Here is a 15,114-nt window from a genome sequence, read left to right on the forward strand (position 1 = left end):
ATTCCCACGCACACCGCGTTACCTTCACAGCGATCGCGGTCCACTTCAACCCGCACGACAACCTCCTCGCAATCACCTGGGCACTGCCGTTTTAGCGCAGCACCCACAATACGGACCAGGCTGGCGCGCAGCTGGCGGAAACCATGCCTGGACCGCAAGACTAGAACGTGTTACAACCAGGAATACGCCGGGGTAGCGGCCCGGCGGTTGTCAACGACGAAGGACGACGACGCGATGCGGATCAGCTACACCCCTGAGCAGGAGGAGTTGCGCCGCGAGCTGCGGTCGTACTTCGCCAAGCTCATGACACCGGAGCGCACCGAAGCGCTGTCCATGACGTCGGGCGAATACGGGTCCGGCAATGTCTACCGGGAGACGGTCGCGCAGATGGGGCGCGACGGCTGGCTGGCGCTGGGCTGGCCCAAGGAGTACGGCGGGCAGGCCCGCTCGGCGATGGATCAGCTGATCTTCACCGACGAGGCCGCGATCGCCGGCGCACCGGTGCCGTTTCTGACCATCAACAGTGTCGCGCCGACGATCATGGCGTACGGCACCGACGAGCAGAAGCGTTTTTATCTGCCCAAGATCGCGGCGGGCGAGATCCACTTCTCGATCGGCTATTCGGAGCCGGGTGCCGGTACCGACTTGGCCGCGCTGCGCACCACCGCCGTCCGCGACGGCGACGACTACGTGATCAACGGCCAGAAGATGTGGACCAGCCTGATCCAGTACGCCGACTACGTGTGGCTGGCCGTGCGCACCAACCGGGAAGCCAAGAAGCACCGAGGGATCTCGGTGCTGATCGTGCCGACCGATGCACCCGGCTTCTCGTGGACGCCGGTGCACACGATGGCCGGGCCGGACACCAGTGCCACGTATTACCAAGACGTTCGGGTGCCTGCGACCAATTTGGTCGGCGAGGAGAACGGCGGCTGGAAGCTCGTGACCAATCAGCTCAACCACGAGCGGGTCGCACTGGTATCGGCGCAGCCGATCTTCTTGGCGCTCAACGCCGTTCGCGAATGGGCGCAGAACACCAAGGACGTGCACGGGTCGCGGCTGATCGACTCTGAGTGGGTGCAGCTGAACCTCGCCCGAGTGCACGCGAAGGCCGAGGTGCTCAAGCTGATCAACTGGGAACTGGCCTCCGCGGGGGAGGCTGCGCCGTCACCGGCAGACGCGTCGGCGGCGAAAGTGCTCGGCACCGAACTGGCCACCGAGGCCTACCGGCTGCTGATGGAAGTGCTCGGCACGGCCGCGACGCTGCGCCAGGACTCCCCCGGCGCGCTGCTGCGCGGACGCGTCGAGCGGATGCACCGCGCCTGCCTGATCCTGACCTTCGGCGGCGGCACCAACGAGATACAGCGCGACATCATCGGCATGGTGGCGCTGGGCCTGCCTCGAGTGGATCGCTGAGAGGACGTCATGGATTTCTCGCAAACCGAAGCCGCCGACGATCTCGCCGGGCTGGTACGCACCATCACCGAGGCGGTGTGCACACCCGAGCATCAGCGTGACCTCGACGGCTTGGAGCAACGGCTCGACCGCGAACTGTGGTCGAAACTGATCGACGCTGACGTCCTCAGCGCTGCCGCGCCGGAACCATTGGGCGGCGGTGGCTTCGGGGTGCTGGAGCAGGCTGCGGTGCTGACAGCGCTGGGCCGGCAGCTGGCGGCCGTGCCGTACCTGGAGTCGGTGGTGCTGGGGGCCGGTGCCCTGGCGCAATTCGGCACCAGCGACCTACAGCAGGCGTGGGCGGTGCCTGCCATCTCCGGCGAGAAGATCATCACCGTGGCACTCGACGCCGAGATGGGTGAGGGGCCAGTGCAGGCGACGCCGAGCGGAGCGGGCTACCGGCTCACCGGCACCCGCACCCAGGTGAACTACGCTCCCGTGGCCGACGCATTCCTGGTGCCCGCCGAAACCGATTCCGGCACAGGGGTTTTCCTCGTCGCATCGTCTGACCCCGGCGTGTCGGTGACCGCACTGCAGACCACCGGGCAGGGCAGTGTCGGACATCTCGACCTGCACGGCGTCGAAGTCGACGCGGGCCGGGCAGCCGGCGGCACGGACGCCGTCGACTGGCTCACCACGCTGGCCACGCTGGGCCGCGCCGCGTATCAGCTGGGGGTCTTGGAGCGGTCGCTGGAGCTGACCGCCGAATACGCGCGCACGCGCGAGCAATTCAACCGGCCGATCGGGAGTTTCCAGGCGGTGGCGCAACGTCTCGCCGACGGCTACATCGACGTAAAAGGACTGCGCCTGACGCTCACTCAGGCGGCGTGGCGGTTGTCCGAAGGCCTGCCCGCGGACGTCGAGGTGGCGACGGCCGCGTTCTGGGCGGCCGACGCCGGCCATCGCATCGCGCACACCACCGTGCATGTGCACGGCGGCGTCGGAATCGACATCGACCATCCCGTGCACCGCTACTTCCTGGTGGCCAAGCAGATCGAGTTCGGGATCGGTTCCGCCACAGGCCAACTGCGCCGGATTGGCCGCGAGCTGGCCGACACGCCGGTGTGACCGCGTGACCGACGAGCTTCCGACCGTCACCGAGCTGGTGACTCCGCTCGTCGAGGTCGACGACCGTGGAGTGTTCTTCGAAGACGAGTTCATCAGCTGGCGCAACCACATTCAGCAGGGCGCCGCGGTAGCCGCGGCACTGCATGCGCGTCTCGATCCGACCCGCGCGCCGCATGTCGGTGTGCTTCTTCAGAACACGCCGTTCTTCTCGTCGGTGCTCCTCGCAGCGGCGCTCACCGGGATCGTTCCGGTGGGGCTGAACCCGGTGCGCCGCGGCGCCGCTCTGGACCGCGATGTCCGTCATGCGGACTGTCAACTGGTACTTGCCGATTCCGCATTGGCCGAGGGTCTGGGCGACACGGACTACGTCGACGTCGACTCCGCCGAGTGGGCAATCGAACTCGAGAAGTTCGCGGATGCACCGGTGGTCGCGCAGACCGCGAAACCGTCGGATCCGTTCATGTTGATCTACACGTCGGGCACCAGCGGTGACCCGAAGGCGGTGATCTGCAGTCACGGAAAGGTGGCGATCGCCGGTGTCACGATGACCGAGCGCTTCGGCCTGGGCCCCGCTGACGTGTGTTACGTGTCGATGCCGTTGTTCCACTCCAACGCAGTTCTCGTCGGATGGTCGGTCGCGTTGGCGTGCCGCGGGTCAATGGCGTTGCGCCGCAAGTTTTCTGCGTCGCAGTTCTTGGCTGACGTCCGCCGATACGGTGCGACGTACGCAAACTACGTCGGCAAGCCGTTGTCGTATGTGCTCGCCACCCCCGAACGTCCCGACGACGCCGACAACCCGTTGCGCGTGGTGTACGGCAACGAGGGTGCACCTCGTGACATCGAGCGGTTCGCCCGCCGCTTCGGCACGCTGGTGGTCGACGGATTCGGCTCGACCGAAGGCGGGGTGGCGATCGCGCGGACTCCTGACACACCAGCTGGGTCGTTGGGGCCGCTGCCCGACGGCGTCGAGATCGTCGACGTCGACACCGGCGAGCCGTGCCCGCCCGGGGTAACCGGCGAGCTGGTCAACATCTCAGGCGCAGGCCGATTCGAGGGCTACTACAACGACCCGAATGCCGATGCCGAGCGGATGGCCGGCGGCGTGTACCACAGTGGCGATTTGGCGTACCGCGACGAAGCCGGCTATGTGTACTTCGCGGGCCGGCTAGGCGACTGGATGCGGGTGGACGGCGAAAATCTGGGCGCCGCACCGATAGAACGCGTGCTGCTGCGCCACCCGGATGTCGTCGAGGCCGCGGTGTATCCGATACCGGCCCGCGACGTCGGCGACCAGGTGATGGCAGCGCTGGTGTTGCGCGACGGCGCGGCATTCGACCCACAAGCGTTCCGCGAGTTCCTCGCGGACCAGCCCGATCTGGGACCCAAGCAGTGGCCGTCGTTCGTGCGGATCAGCACAGATCTCCCCCGCACGCACACGTTCAAAGTGCTCAAACGGCAGCTTTCGGCGCAAGGCGTCCAATGCGACGACCCGGTGTGGGAGATCGTGCGGTAGAACCTGCGCGCTTCTGCTGTTCAATGGCTTGGTGGAACGGGACACCGGTACCAGAGGCAGGCCACGCGATTCGTCTATCGACGATCGGGTCCTGGCAGCGACGCGCGAGTTGCTGGTCGAGGTCGGATGGCATCGGCTCAGCGTGCGGCTGATCGCGGCGCGAGCGGGTGTCGGCCGGGCAAGCCTGAACCGGCGCTGGCCGTCGAAGGCCGCCCTGGTCCTGCATGCAATTCTCGGCGAGTCACCGGATCTCACGCCGTTCGACGGAACCGACGTGGCGGGCTGGATCGACTGGGTGGTCCGCGGCAGTCATGAGCTGTTCAGCCGCCCGGACGTGAAGGCCGCCGTGCCGGGATTGCTTCTGGCGCTGCAAGACAACGAGGAGTTGCGACGGTCGCTGTGGTTGTCGTTCAGCGGGCCTGCGGTGGAGTTGTTCGTCGCCGACGTCGATGCCGTGGGGCACGACCAGCGTCGCGAGGCGGATCTCGACGCGCGGGCAGTGCTTGCGATGGCTGCAGGCGCGGCGCTGTTCCTTACGTCGGTAGCCACCGACGACGACACCGATGCGCTGTACGAGCGGATCGCTGAACTATTGAGGACGGCCATCGCTGCGTCCGCTACGCAGCGACTCGACAATTGACTCCTCGGGCGAACGCCATTCGATGCCGAGGTCGGTGAGCGTCGCCGAGTCGTCGGTAGGGATGGCCGCGGTCAGCAGCAGAGCCGCTTCGTAGCTCAACCCGGCACCCACCGGCACGAACCGGCTGGCGATGTCGCAGCACCGTCCAATGCCGCGAAACACACTCGTGCGCAAGGGAATCCGCTTCACACGCCGACCGGTCCCCTTTTCCAGTGCGGTGATCATGTCGTCGAACGCGACCATCTTTCCGCCGCACAGGTAGCGCCGAGGCCCTCGACCCGGCTGCATCACTCTGCGATGGACCTCCGCGACGTCGCGAACGTCGACCATAGCCATTCCGCCGTGCAATCGCGGTGCAATCCCGGCTCGCACGATCGGCGCCCATCCGCTTTCGGTCACGCCGGGTCCGCTGCAGAACGCAGGCCCCACCACGCTCGATGGGTAGGTGATGACCACCGGCGCCCCGGCATGCTGCAGGCGCCGGGCAACCCGGTCGGCGTACGCCTTGGTCTTCCCATAGGCCGTCCGACCTGTCACAGGAGGGCTGTCAGGTCCAATCACCTTGTCAGGCGGCGGAAACAGCGCACTGTAGCTACTCACCGAAACAATCGGGTCCAGCCCCCGCTCGACCGCCCGCGTCAGGATCGTCTCGGTCGCATAGGCATTGATCTCCCACATCAATTTGGCGCGCCGATTGTCTGTGCCGACGACGCCGGCGGCGTGCAGCACGGCGTCGGAGCCGTCGAGAAGCCGGTCAATGGATTGCGCGTCGCGGACATCACCGTCCAGCGGCGTGACGTCGCCCAGCTCTCGCAGGCGGTTCACCAACCCCCCGCATTCTTCACCGGGTGCGACGAGCAGTCGAACGGCGTGACCGTCCTCGACTAGCGCACGGACGGTGTGGGCGCCGAGATAGCCGGTGCCACCTGTCACTGCGATCTGCATGTCACCCCTGTCTGCAGCGTGTATATTACGATGCCAATGGTATCGAAAAGCAGCCCGAACGCGGGATCCGCGGCCTTCACCCCGATGACGCTGGGTCCATTGACCTTGAAGAACAGGTTCATCAAGGCGGCCACCTTCGAAGGGGTGATGCCGCGCGGCCAGGTCACCGACGAGCTGATCGGCTTCCACACCGCCGTCGCCCGAGGTGGCGCCGCGATGACCACAGTGGCCTACTGCGCGATCTCGCCGGGTGGCCGGGTGCACCGCGACACAATCGTCATGAACCGTGAATGCGTGCCCGCACTACGTCGGCTGACGGACGCCGTTCACCACGAAGACGCGCTGGTGTGCGCGCAAATCGGACACGCCGGCCTGGTGGCCAACACCTTGTCCAATCGCACGCCAACCCTGGCACCCACCACGCGTTTCAGCGCACCAGCGATGGCGCGGGTCAGAGGCGCCTCGCGCGAACAGCTCGAAGCCGTGGTCGACGACTTCGGAAGTGCGGCTCGCACTGCGGTCGAGGCTGGGTTCGACGCCATCGAGATCCACATGGGACACGGCTACCTGCTCAGCTCGTTCTTCAGCCCGAATCTGAACAAGCGGACCGACGAATTCGGCGGAGACGTCCGACGGCGCGCGGAGCTGGCACGCCGGGTCGCCGAACGCGTGCGCTCGGTGGTCGGTGGATCAGTCGCCGTCACCGCGAAGTTCAACATGGACGACGGTGTGCGAAAGGGCTTCTGGCTGGCCGACAGCCTGCCCACCGCCGCGATGCTGGAATCCGACGGCCATTTGGACGCCTTGCAACTGACCGGTGGCAGCTCGCTTCTCAACCCGATGTATTACTTTCGTGGCGACGTGCCGATGGAGGAGTTCATCGCTGTGCAGCCCGCGGCCGTCGGTGCGGGATTGCGGATGATCGGTCAGCGTCTGTTCCGAACGTATCCGTTCGAGGAAGCATTCTTCTTCCCGCAAGCCCGTCAGTTCCGCGCGGTGTTGCGCATGCCGCTGATCCTGCTCGGCGGCATCAACCGGCTCGACACCGTCGAAAGGGCGCTCGGCGAAGGGTTCGAGTTCGTCGCGATGGCACGCGCACTCCTGCGAGATCCCAATACGGTCAACAAGTTTCGTGACGGTCAGACCACCGAGGGCTTGTGTATCCACTGCCAGAAGTGCATGCCCACCGTCTACACCGGCACACGTTGCGTCATCCGTGACACGCAGGCGGAGATCGCTGCGTCGCCTCGCTAGGCGAACTCCGGCGTTCGCTCGACACGAGAGACAAACCCGGATGCCTTTCGCATCCGGGCTTGGGGTCTGTCAGCTCATCGGTACCAGGACTGGATGTCGGCGGCATGGCGCTGGTGCCATGACTGCAATTCGCCCTGCTGGTATTGCGTCGTGTGGCTTGGCGCCGGTGCATACGACGGAGATGTCGAGGGCGTTTCGGCGTGGCTGGCGGTGGCGGTGCCGAGCGCGATCAGCGCGGGGGCGGCGGCCAGCACCGCACCGGCAGCAACTCGGCGCATCCACGTGGCGGTGGTCTGAGTGGTCATTGCAATTCTCCTGTCTGCGTTGGCATTTCGGTCCGTCTCCCGGTGTGTTCCGGTGATGTACCTACTGTGCCGCAGCAGAAGAGAGGTGTCTGTCAGGCGACCGGCCCCTGCGCCGGAGTAATCCGGCGTCCCCTGATCGGGGGACGGTCGTCAGCCGCTACCGGCCGGCGATCTCGTCGAGGCGCCGGGTGGCCGCCTCGAAGCCGTCGACCAGCTCGGCGATGATCTCGGCGACCGGGCGGATCTCGTTCATCCGGCCGACGATCTGGCCGACCGGCATTGCGACGACCGTGGGGTCGTTCGACTCGTTCATCCGCTGATGCGCCTCGGACACCAAGATGTTCTGCAGCGGCATCGGCAGCGGCTCGGGCGCATCAGGCGCGTCCCAGGCATCGGTCCAGCGGCTCTTCAGCAGCCGGGCCGGCTTGCCGGTGTAGATACGGCGCCGCACCGTGTCACTGGACGTGGCGTTGAGGAGCGCCCGCTGGATCGTCGACACCCCGGATTCGTCGCGCGCGCCCAAGTGGTACTCGGCCGACGTCAGAAACGCCGAACCCATCCACACCCCGGAAGCGCCGAGTGCCAGCGCCGCCGCCACCTGGCGGCCGGTGCCGATGCCGCCGGCCGCGAGCACCGGTGCCCGGCCTTGCAGCGCGTCGACGATTTCCGGCCACAGCACCATCGAACCGATCTCGCCGGTGTGCCCGCCGGCCTCATGGCCCTGGGCGACGACGATGTCGACGCCGTTGTCGACGTGCCGTTGCGCGTGCTTTGCGCTGCCGGCCAGCGCCGCCACCGGCACACCGGCCCGATGCGCCTGGTCGATCACGTCCACCGGCGGGGAACCGAGCGCGTTCGCGATCAACGAGATGGGGTGCTTCAATGCCACCTCGACGTGGCTGCGGGCCACCGAATGCAGCCAGCCCAGAACACCTTCCGAGCGCTTCTCGTCATCGGGTAGCGGTGGCACACCAAGGTCCGCCAGCGTCTTGTCGACGAAGTCGCGGTGGCCCTGCGGGATCAGCTTGTTGATGTCGACGGCGGTGCCCTCCGTCGGCACCTTCGCCGGCATCACCACGTCCACGCCGTAGGGCTTGCCGTCGGTGTTGTCGTCCATCCACCGCAGGACGGCTTCGAGATCCTCGGGGTCGTTGAACCGCACGCAGCCGAGCACGCCGAGTCCACCGGCCTTGCTCACCGCAGCTGCTACCCGCTCCGACGGGGTGAAGACGAAGATCGGGTATTCGATGCCGAAGCGGTCGCACAGTTCGGTGCGCATCAGGTTTTCGCCCCGACATGTCGGGTGCTGACTTCGTCGGCCGGCCGGGCCTCGGTCTGCTCTTTGGCCCAGCGGTAGTCGGGCTTGCCGGCCGGTGAGCGTTTCACCTCGTCGGTGTACCAAAGCGCCCGCGGCACTTTGTATCCCGCGATCTCGGACCGTACGAACGCGTCGAGCTCGGCCAGTGTGGGCCGCGTTCCTTCTCGCGGCTGCACCACGGCCGCCACGCACTGCCCGTACCGGTCGTCGGGAACGCCGACCACGAGCGCGTCGAACACGTCCGGGTGGCCTTTGAGCGCGGCCTCGACCTCTTCGGGGTAGATCTTCTCGCCGCCGCTGTTGATCGACACCGATCCGCGCCCCAGCATGGTCACCGTGCCGTCGGCCTCGACCTGCGCGTAGTCGCCGGGAATCGCGTAACGCACACCGTTGATCACCCGGAATGTCTCAGCGGACTTCTTCTCGTCCTTGTAGTAGCCGACGGGCACGTGGCCTTTCTTGGCCAGTACGCCGCGCACTCCAGAGCCGGGCTTGACCTCGTTGCCGTCCTCGTCGAGCACGACGGTCCACTTGTCGATGGTGACTCGCGGTCCGCCGGTGTGCGCTTGGCCCTTGGCGACCAGGCTGGTGCCGCCGAAGCCGGTTTCCGAGGAGCCGATGGAGTCGGTGATCACCCGGTTGGGCAGCAGTTCCAGAAGCTTTTCTTTGATGCTCGGCGAGAACAACGCCGCGGTGCTGGCGAGCAGGAACAGCGACGACAGGTCGTAATCGTTGTCCTGGGTCAGCGCGTCGAGCAGCGGCCGGGCCATTGCGTCGCCGGTGAAGAACAGCAGGTTCACCTTGTGCTTGTGTACGGTCCGCCAGACCTCTTCGGCGTCGAATTCCGGTGCGAGAACGACGGTTCCGCCGGAGAACAGCGCCATCCAGGTGGCCGACTGGGTGGCACCGTGGATCATCGGTGGGATCGGGAAGCGGACCATCGGCGGCCCGGCGGCGGCTTGCTTGGACAGGTCGTATTCGTCCTTAACGTACTCGCCGGTCGCGAAGTCGGTTCCGCCCAACAGCACGCGGTAGATGTCTTCGTGACGCCACATCACGCCTTTGGGGAAGCCGGTGGTGCCACCGGTGTAGAGCAGGTAGATGTCGTCGGGGCTGCGCTCACCGAAGTCGCGCTCGGGTGAGCCTTGCGAGAGCGCGTCGTAGAACTCCACGCCGCCGTAGCGCTGGTAGTCGTTGTCGCTGCCGTCCTCGACCACCAGGATGGTCTTGATGTTCGGAGTCTCCGGCAAGACGTTGGCCACCCGGTCGGAGTATTGGCGTTCGTGGACCAGCGCCACCATGTCGGAGTTGTCGAAGAGGTAGCGAAGCTCGCTTTCGACGTAGCGGAAGTTGACGTTCACCAGGATCGCGCCGGCTTTGACGATGCCCAGCATCGCGATCACGATCTCGATGCGGTTGCGGCAGTACAGCCCGACCTTGTCGTCTTTCTTGACCCCGTGATCCAGCAGGTAGTGCGCGAGGCGGTTGGCCTTCTCCTCCAGCTCTGCGTACGTGATCTGCTCGTCGCCGCAGATCAGCGCGACACGATCAGGCACGGCGTCGATGGCGTGCTCGGCAAGGTCTGCGATGTTCAAGGCCACGGAGCCCAAATTAGAACGTGTTACATTTCATGACAAGTCTGCAGGAAGGTGAGCGACTGTGAGCGAGTCCGACAAAGACGCCGACGCCCTCATTGAGCAGCGCGGACACACCCTGATCGTGACGCTGAACCGGCCGGAGGCGCGCAACGCGCTGTCCACCGAGATGCTCTCGATAATGGTCGAGGCGTGGGACCGCGTCGACAATGATCCGGACATTCGCTCCTGCATCCTGACGGGCGCCGGTGGCTACTTCTGCGCGGGCATGGACCTCAAGGCGGCGACGGCCCGCCCGCCGGGCGAGTCGTTCAAAGACGGCAGTTACGACCCGTCGCGCATCGACGCGTTGTTGAAAGGCCGGCGGCTGACCAAGCCGTTGATCGCGGCGGTCGAAGGCCCGGCGATCGCGGGTGGGACTGAGATTCTGCAGGGCACCGACATCCGCGTGGCCGGTGAGAGCGCGAAATTCGGTGTGTCCGAAGCGAAGTGGAGCTTGTACCCGATGGGCGGGTCAGCCGTGCGGCTGCCGCGGCAAATCCCGTACACGCTGGCCGCAGACATCCTGCTGACCGGGCGGCACCTCACGGCTGCCGAGGCGAAGGAGATCGGACTGATCGGGTACGTGGTGCCGGACGGTCAGGCGCTGAACAAGGCGTTGGAGATCGCCGAGACGATCAACAACAACGGCCCGCTGGCAGTGCAGGCGATCCTGCGCTCCATCCGCGAGACCGAGGGCATGCCCGAGAACGAGGCGTTCAAGATCGACACGCAGCTGGGTATCCAGGTCTTCTTGTCCGAGGACGCGAAAGAGGGCCCGCGCGCCTTCAAAGAGAAGCGCAAGCCGGAGTTCAAGGGCCGCTAGCTCATTCCCTCTCACGCTTTCCCTCTCACGCTTTCCCTCTCACGCTTTCCCTCTCACTCTTTCGCTCTCACCCTTTCGCCGAGCGTGAGCGCACTGCGACATCTCGGCCGATTTTTCGCAGTCGGCTCACGTTCGGCGACGTGTCGGTCGCTGTCAGCAGACTTCGGCCATGGACGAGCCACTTATCGGGAGCGAGGCCGTCGCATCCGGACGCCTCACGCCGTATCAATTGCGCAGCAGGTTCGTCGCGGTCCACAAGGACATCTACCTCCCGCGCGACACAAAGATGACCGCTGTCTCGCGAGCCAAGGCGGCGTGGCTGTGGTCGAGACGGGAAGACGTGATCGCCGGCCGGTCCGCTGCCGCGCTGCACGGTGCGAAATGGATCGATGCGCATCTGCCCGCAGAGGTGTTGTCGGACAACCGAAGACCGCCGAAGGGAATACGCACCTGGTCTGATCGCTGGGCCGACGACGAGGTGGAGTGGAAAAGCGGCATCCGCTTGACGACGCCGGCCCGCACGGCACTCGACATTGCGTGCCGGTATCCGCTCGACAACGCAGTCGCGGCCGTCGACGCGCTGGCCCGTGCCACCCAGCTGAAGGCGGCCGACGTCGAGTTGCTGGCTGAACGGTATGCGGGCCGAAGGGGCATTCGGAATGCGCGCAGGGTGCTCGAGCTCGTCGACCCGGGCGCCGAATCCCCTCGCGAAACGTGGCTGCGGCTCTTGCTGATTCGGGCAGGCTTTCCGCGCCCCCAGACCCAGATCCCGGTTTACGACGAATACGGGGTGCTGATTGCCGTCGTGGATATGGGGTGGGAGGACATCAAGGTCGGCGCGGACTACGAAGGCGATTATCACCTGGACCGGCGGCGGGCCAACAAGGACATCCGTCGCGCCGAGGGCTTGGCCCAGCAGGGCTGGATCGACGTGCGCGTCACCGTTGAGGACTGCGCACCGGACATCATCCGCCGGGTCAGGGACGCTCGCGCCCGCCGAGCGTGAGCTGGTTGCGAGAAATCAGCCGAGATTTCGCAGTGCGCTCACGCTCGGCGAAAAGGCTAGGCGCCGACGGGCTTGGTGGGCGTGAACCGCACCGGCATCTTCTCCAGCCCGCTCACGAAGTTCGCCGGCCGCAGCGGCAGCGGATCATCAGAGGCCAGCTCCAAGTCCGGCAGCCGCTGCAGGAGCTTGGTCTGCATCACCGAAAGCTCAAGGCGCGCAAGCTGATTGCCCAAACAGAAGTGGGTCCCGAAGCCGAACGCCATGTGGTTGTTGGGATAGCGGTCGATTCGGAAGTTCTCCGGGTCGCCGAACACCTTCTCGTCGAAGTTCGCCGACTCGAACAGCAGGATGACCTTTTCCCCCTGCTTCAACTGCGTGCCGTGGAACTCGACGTCTGCAGTGATAGTGCGCGCCATGTTCTTCACCGGTGAGGTCCAGCGCAGCATCTCTTCAATTGCATTGGGCAGCAGCGATAAATCGTTCACCAACCGCTGATGCTGATCGGGATGGCGAAGCAGCTGCGCGGTGCCACCGGACAACGTGTGCCGGGTGGTCTCGTCGCCGCCGATCAACAGCAGCAGCACCTCAGTGACGATCTCGTGGTCAGCCAGCTTCTCGCCGTCCACTTCGGCGTGCACCAGCACACTCACCAGGTCGTCGGTGGGCTCTTTTTTCCGGGCCTCGATCATGCCGGTCATGTATTCGGTGTAGGCCGCGAATGCGTCCATCGAGACCTGGAAGTCTTCTTCTGCGGTCGTGCTGCTCAAGAAGCTCACCATGTCGTCGGACCACTTGAGGAACATCTCGCGTTCCTCGGGCAGCACACCAAGCATGTCACCGATCACCGCCATCGGCAGCGGCGCGGCGATGTCCCAGACGAAGTCGCATTCGCCGCGCTCGCAGACCGCGTCGATCAGCCGGTCGCACAGCGCGGCGATGGCCGGCTCCCTGTCCCGCACCCGTTTTCGCGTGAAGCCGGCGTTGACGAGCTTGCGGCGCAACAGATGTGCGGGATCGTCCATCGCGATCATCATCGGCGGCGCTTCTTGGTCCGGCCTGATGCCGCCGGCATTGGAGAACAGCTCCGGCTGACGCTCGGCGTCGATCACCGCCTGGTAGGACGCGACGCCGGCCAGCCCGTTGCGATCGCGAAACACCGGCTCGTGCTCCCGCATCCACTTGTACACCGACCGGGAGTCGCCGGCGTAGAAGGCACCGTCGGTGAGATCTACGTCAGGCCTGGTCGCCTTCGGCGGAGCCGAAGAAACAGATTCCGTCACCGCACAACCTCCCGGGCGTCACCGAACGACATCTCGACGTTCTCAACGGAACTGGACAGCATCGCCCGCTTCGGTAAGCCCAGTGATGCTAGTTCCTTGGCATAGGGATGGTCCCCCAGCCACATTCGAACGCCGCCCACGCGATTGCGCACACCCGTACTCGACATCTCGAATTCCGTTTCGCGCGTGACGCCGTCGCGACACGAGTACGTGCGCTGCGCTTGGGTCCGTGGAGTCAGCGCAATCGGCAGGCCTCGCCGGAACTCCATGCCGACGACGAACTGCCCATCGATGTTCAGGTCGAAACCGAATTGGCGGCCTTCGCGAATCGTGAACTCGCCCATCACTTTTGGATAGCCCCAGATGGTGGTGCCCGCCTCCAGCGTGAACTCCTGGTCGACGGGAAGGTGATGGATGAAGGCACCGGCGGACTGCAGGGCGCGGGGACCGCTGGCCGTCGAGCCGGGTGGGTTGACCATCACGTTGGTGCCGAACTCGTAGTACTGGCCCAGGTCGCCGTCGATGTAATGCATCAGCATCAGGATCACCACAGCGCGGCCGGGCAGCACCCGGCAGACCTTAAGGCCGCTGTAGTCGATGAGCCGTTGCGCGGCGTCGGCGTCCACGAAGAACATCGCCATGTGCTGCTGCGCTTTGCGGATCTCGACTGGCATGGTGAGCACTTGGCCGGCGATCGTGTGCCGGGAGGCTGCCCGCGATGAGCCACTCGGGCGAAGAGCATCGGACATGGCGCTCACTGTAGAACGTGTTCTAAATCACCGACAAGCAATAGCTAGATCAACTCGGCCAGGCGCTTGATCTCGTCGGCACTGCGCGCGGTCACCACCATCATCGTGACCCCCGCGGCTTCCCAGACGGCAACCTGCTTACGCACGTAGTCAACGTCGCCGACGATCGCGGCGTCGTCGACCACCTCGTCGGGGATGATCTTGGCGGCTTCGTCCTTGCGGTTGGCGCGGAACAGCTTGGTGACCTCGTCCACCACCTCGCCGTAGCCCATGCGGCGGTAGACGTCGGCGTGGAAGTTGGTGTCCTCTGCACCCATGCCACCCATGTACAGGGCGAGGAAGGGCTTCATCGCCTCGAACGTTGCCGCGCGGTCGTCGGTGATCACGATGTTCGCGGTGGCGCACACCTCGAAGGTGTCGCGGGTGCGACGCGCGCCCGGTCGGGCGAACCCTTCGTCGAGCCACTCGTTGTACATGTCCGCCAGCCGCGGGGTGTAGAAGATCGGCAGCCAGCCGTCGCAGATTTCCGCGGCAAGCGCAATGTTCTTCGGTCCTTCGGCGCCCAAAAATATCGGGATGTCGGCGCGCAGCGGATGGGTGATCGGCTTGAGCGCCTTGCCGAGTCCGGTGGTGCCCTCTCCCCGCAGCGGCAGCGGATAGTGGGGGCCGTCGCTGGTCACGGGAGCTTCGCGAGCCCAGACTTGGCGCACGATGTCGATGTACTCGCGGGTACGGGCCAGCGGTTTGGGGAACTTCTGCCCGTACCAGCCCTCGACCACCTGCGGCCCCGACACGCCGAGCCCGAGGATGTGCCGGCCGCCGGACAGGTGGTCCAAGGTGAGCGCGGCCATGGCGCACGCCGTCGGGGTGCGAGCCGACAGCTGCACCACCGAGGTACCCAGCCGAAGCCGCTGCGTCGACGACCCCCACCAGGCCAGTGGCGTGTAGGCGTCAGAACCCCACGCTTCGGCGGTGAAGATCGCGTCGAACCCAGCCTCCTCCGCCGCCGCGACGAGTTCGGGGGCGTTCGTCGGCGGCTGAGCACCCCAGTACCCCAATTGCAAGCCGAGCTTCATGACTCACCTCTCTTGGCCGCCGCCACCGCTTCTTGCGACAGTTCT

The 15,114-nt window shown here is 65.8% G+C and carries 14 protein-coding genes; 7 read left to right on the forward strand and 7 right to left on the reverse strand.

Annotation, left to right across the window (positions count from 1 at the left end; genetic code table 11):
- Positions 1-234 precede the first annotated feature (234 nt).
- The 4 genes from AC5Y4C_RS11660 to AC5Y4C_RS11675 are packed head-to-tail and all read left to right on the forward strand — an operon-like array spanning position 235 to position 4,676.
- Positions 235-1,416 (forward strand): acyl-CoA dehydrogenase, encoded by a 1,182-nt coding sequence (locus AC5Y4C_RS11660; protein WP_499907479.1) that lies wholly within the window; start codon positions 235-237, stop codon positions 1,414-1,416.
- 9 nt (positions 1,417-1,425) lie between these two features.
- The gene (locus tag AC5Y4C_RS11665) at positions 1,426-2,523 is read left to right on the forward strand and encodes an acyl-CoA dehydrogenase family protein (RefSeq protein ID WP_499907038.1); all 1,098 of its coding nucleotides are present in this window, start codon (positions 1,426-1,428) and stop codon (positions 2,521-2,523) included.
- Positions 2,524-2,527: 4 nt separating this feature from the next.
- Positions 2,528-4,036, forward strand: coding sequence for a long-chain-fatty-acid--CoA ligase FadD17 (gene fadD17 / locus AC5Y4C_RS11670; protein WP_499907040.1), 1,509 nt, complete (start codon positions 2,528-2,530; stop codon positions 4,034-4,036).
- 31 nt (positions 4,037-4,067) lie between these two features.
- Complete coding sequence (locus AC5Y4C_RS11675) at positions 4,068-4,676, forward strand: helix-turn-helix domain-containing protein (RefSeq protein ID WP_499961557.1); 609 nt, start codon at positions 4,068-4,070, stop codon at positions 4,674-4,676.
- Here the strand turns inward: AC5Y4C_RS11675 and AC5Y4C_RS11680 are convergent.
- Positions 4,626-5,621, reverse strand: a complete 996-nt coding sequence (locus AC5Y4C_RS11680) for an NAD-dependent epimerase/dehydratase family protein (RefSeq protein ID WP_499961556.1) — start codon at positions 5,619-5,621, stop codon at positions 4,626-4,628. The two genes, AC5Y4C_RS11675 and AC5Y4C_RS11680, sit on opposite strands and share 51 nt — an antisense overlap.
- A gap of 30 nt (positions 5,622-5,651) precedes the next feature.
- Here AC5Y4C_RS11680 and AC5Y4C_RS11685 point away from each other — a divergent pair, with 30 nt between their 5' ends.
- Positions 5,652-6,875 carry an NADH:flavin oxidoreductase gene (locus AC5Y4C_RS11685; protein WP_499961554.1) on the forward strand — a complete coding sequence of 408 codons (1,224 nt, stop codon included), beginning with the start codon at positions 5,652-5,654 and terminating at the stop codon, positions 6,873-6,875.
- 74 nt (positions 6,876-6,949) lie between these two features.
- Here the strand turns inward: AC5Y4C_RS11685 and AC5Y4C_RS11690 are convergent, their stop codons facing one another.
- From AC5Y4C_RS11690 to AC5Y4C_RS11700, 3 genes are all read right to left on the reverse strand, one after another.
- Positions 6,950-7,180 carry a hypothetical protein gene (locus tag AC5Y4C_RS11690; RefSeq protein ID WP_499913806.1) on the reverse strand — a complete coding sequence of 77 codons (231 nt, stop codon included), beginning with the start codon at positions 7,178-7,180 and terminating at the stop codon, positions 6,950-6,952.
- Between the two features lie 157 nt (positions 7,181-7,337).
- Positions 7,338-8,459: an NAD(P)H-dependent flavin oxidoreductase gene (locus AC5Y4C_RS11695; protein ID WP_499907048.1), complete on the reverse strand. Its 1,122-nt coding sequence runs from the start codon at positions 8,457-8,459 to the stop codon at positions 7,338-7,340.
- A complete protein-coding gene (locus AC5Y4C_RS11700; protein WP_499961552.1) occupies positions 8,459-10,108 on the reverse strand; it encodes an acyl-CoA synthetase in 1,650 nt (549 codons plus the stop codon). The genes AC5Y4C_RS11695 and AC5Y4C_RS11700 overlap by 1 nt, the downstream gene beginning before the upstream one ends.
- A 49-nt stretch (positions 10,109-10,157) precedes the next feature.
- Between AC5Y4C_RS11700 and AC5Y4C_RS11705 the strand changes: the two genes are divergently transcribed.
- Positions 10,158-10,958 carry a crotonase/enoyl-CoA hydratase family protein gene (locus AC5Y4C_RS11705; protein WP_499961551.1) on the forward strand — a complete coding sequence of 267 codons (801 nt, stop codon included), beginning with the start codon at positions 10,158-10,160 and terminating at the stop codon, positions 10,956-10,958.
- Between the two features lie 169 nt (positions 10,959-11,127).
- Positions 11,128-11,964 (forward strand): type IV toxin-antitoxin system AbiEi family antitoxin, encoded by an 837-nt coding sequence (locus AC5Y4C_RS11710; RefSeq protein ID WP_499961549.1) that lies wholly within the window; start codon positions 11,128-11,130, stop codon positions 11,962-11,964.
- 56 nt (positions 11,965-12,020) lie between these two features.
- Here the strand turns inward: AC5Y4C_RS11710 and AC5Y4C_RS11715 are convergent, their stop codons facing one another.
- Genes AC5Y4C_RS11715 through AC5Y4C_RS11725 form a run of 3 tightly spaced genes read right to left on the reverse strand, consistent with a single transcriptional unit; the run spans position 12,021 to position 15,069 of the window.
- A complete protein-coding gene (locus tag AC5Y4C_RS11715; protein ID WP_499961548.1) occupies positions 12,021-13,244 on the reverse strand; it encodes a cytochrome P450 in 1,224 nt (407 codons plus the stop codon).
- Entirely contained in the window at positions 13,241-13,993 is a 753-nt protein-coding gene (locus AC5Y4C_RS11720; RefSeq protein ID WP_499961546.1) for an acetoacetate decarboxylase family protein, read from the reverse strand. The genes AC5Y4C_RS11715 and AC5Y4C_RS11720 overlap by 4 nt, the downstream gene beginning before the upstream one ends.
- 44 nt (positions 13,994-14,037) lie before the next feature.
- Positions 14,038-15,069, reverse strand: a complete 1,032-nt coding sequence (locus AC5Y4C_RS11725; protein ID WP_499961545.1) for an LLM class F420-dependent oxidoreductase — start codon at positions 15,067-15,069, stop codon at positions 14,038-14,040.
- Positions 15,070-15,114: the final 45 nt, after the last annotated feature.

This window comes from Mycobacterium sp. NGS35, assembly GCF_059812855.1.

Excerpts from the sequence above, each read along its gene's own strand:
- AC5Y4C_RS11725 (WP_499961545.1), bottom strand. The coding sequence starts at position 15,069 with ATGAAGCTCGGCTTGCAATTGGGGTACTGGGGTGCTCAGCCGCCGACG.
- AC5Y4C_RS11685 (WP_499961554.1), top strand. The coding sequence starts at position 5,652 with ATGCCAATGGTATCGAAAAGCAGCCCGAACGCGGGATCCGCGGCCTTC.
- AC5Y4C_RS11665 (WP_499907038.1), top strand. The coding sequence starts at position 1,426 with ATGGATTTCTCGCAAACCGAAGCCGCCGACGATCTCGCCGGGCTGGTA.
- AC5Y4C_RS11680 (WP_499961556.1), bottom strand. The coding sequence starts at position 5,621 with ATGCAGATCGCAGTGACAGGTGGCACCGGCTATCTCGGCGCCCACACC.
- AC5Y4C_RS11695 (WP_499907048.1), bottom strand. The coding sequence starts at position 8,459 with ATGCGCACCGAACTGTGCGACCGCTTCGGCATCGAATACCCGATCTTC.
- AC5Y4C_RS11720 (WP_499961546.1), bottom strand. The coding sequence starts at position 13,993 with ATGTCCGATGCTCTTCGCCCGAGTGGCTCATCGCGGGCAGCCTCCCGG.
- AC5Y4C_RS11710 (WP_499961549.1), top strand. The coding sequence starts at position 11,128 with ATGGACGAGCCACTTATCGGGAGCGAGGCCGTCGCATCCGGACGCCTC.
- AC5Y4C_RS11690 (WP_499913806.1), bottom strand. The coding sequence starts at position 7,180 with ATGACCACTCAGACCACCGCCACGTGGATGCGCCGAGTTGCTGCCGGT.
- AC5Y4C_RS11660 (WP_499907479.1), top strand. The coding sequence starts at position 235 with ATGCGGATCAGCTACACCCCTGAGCAGGAGGAGTTGCGCCGCGAGCTG.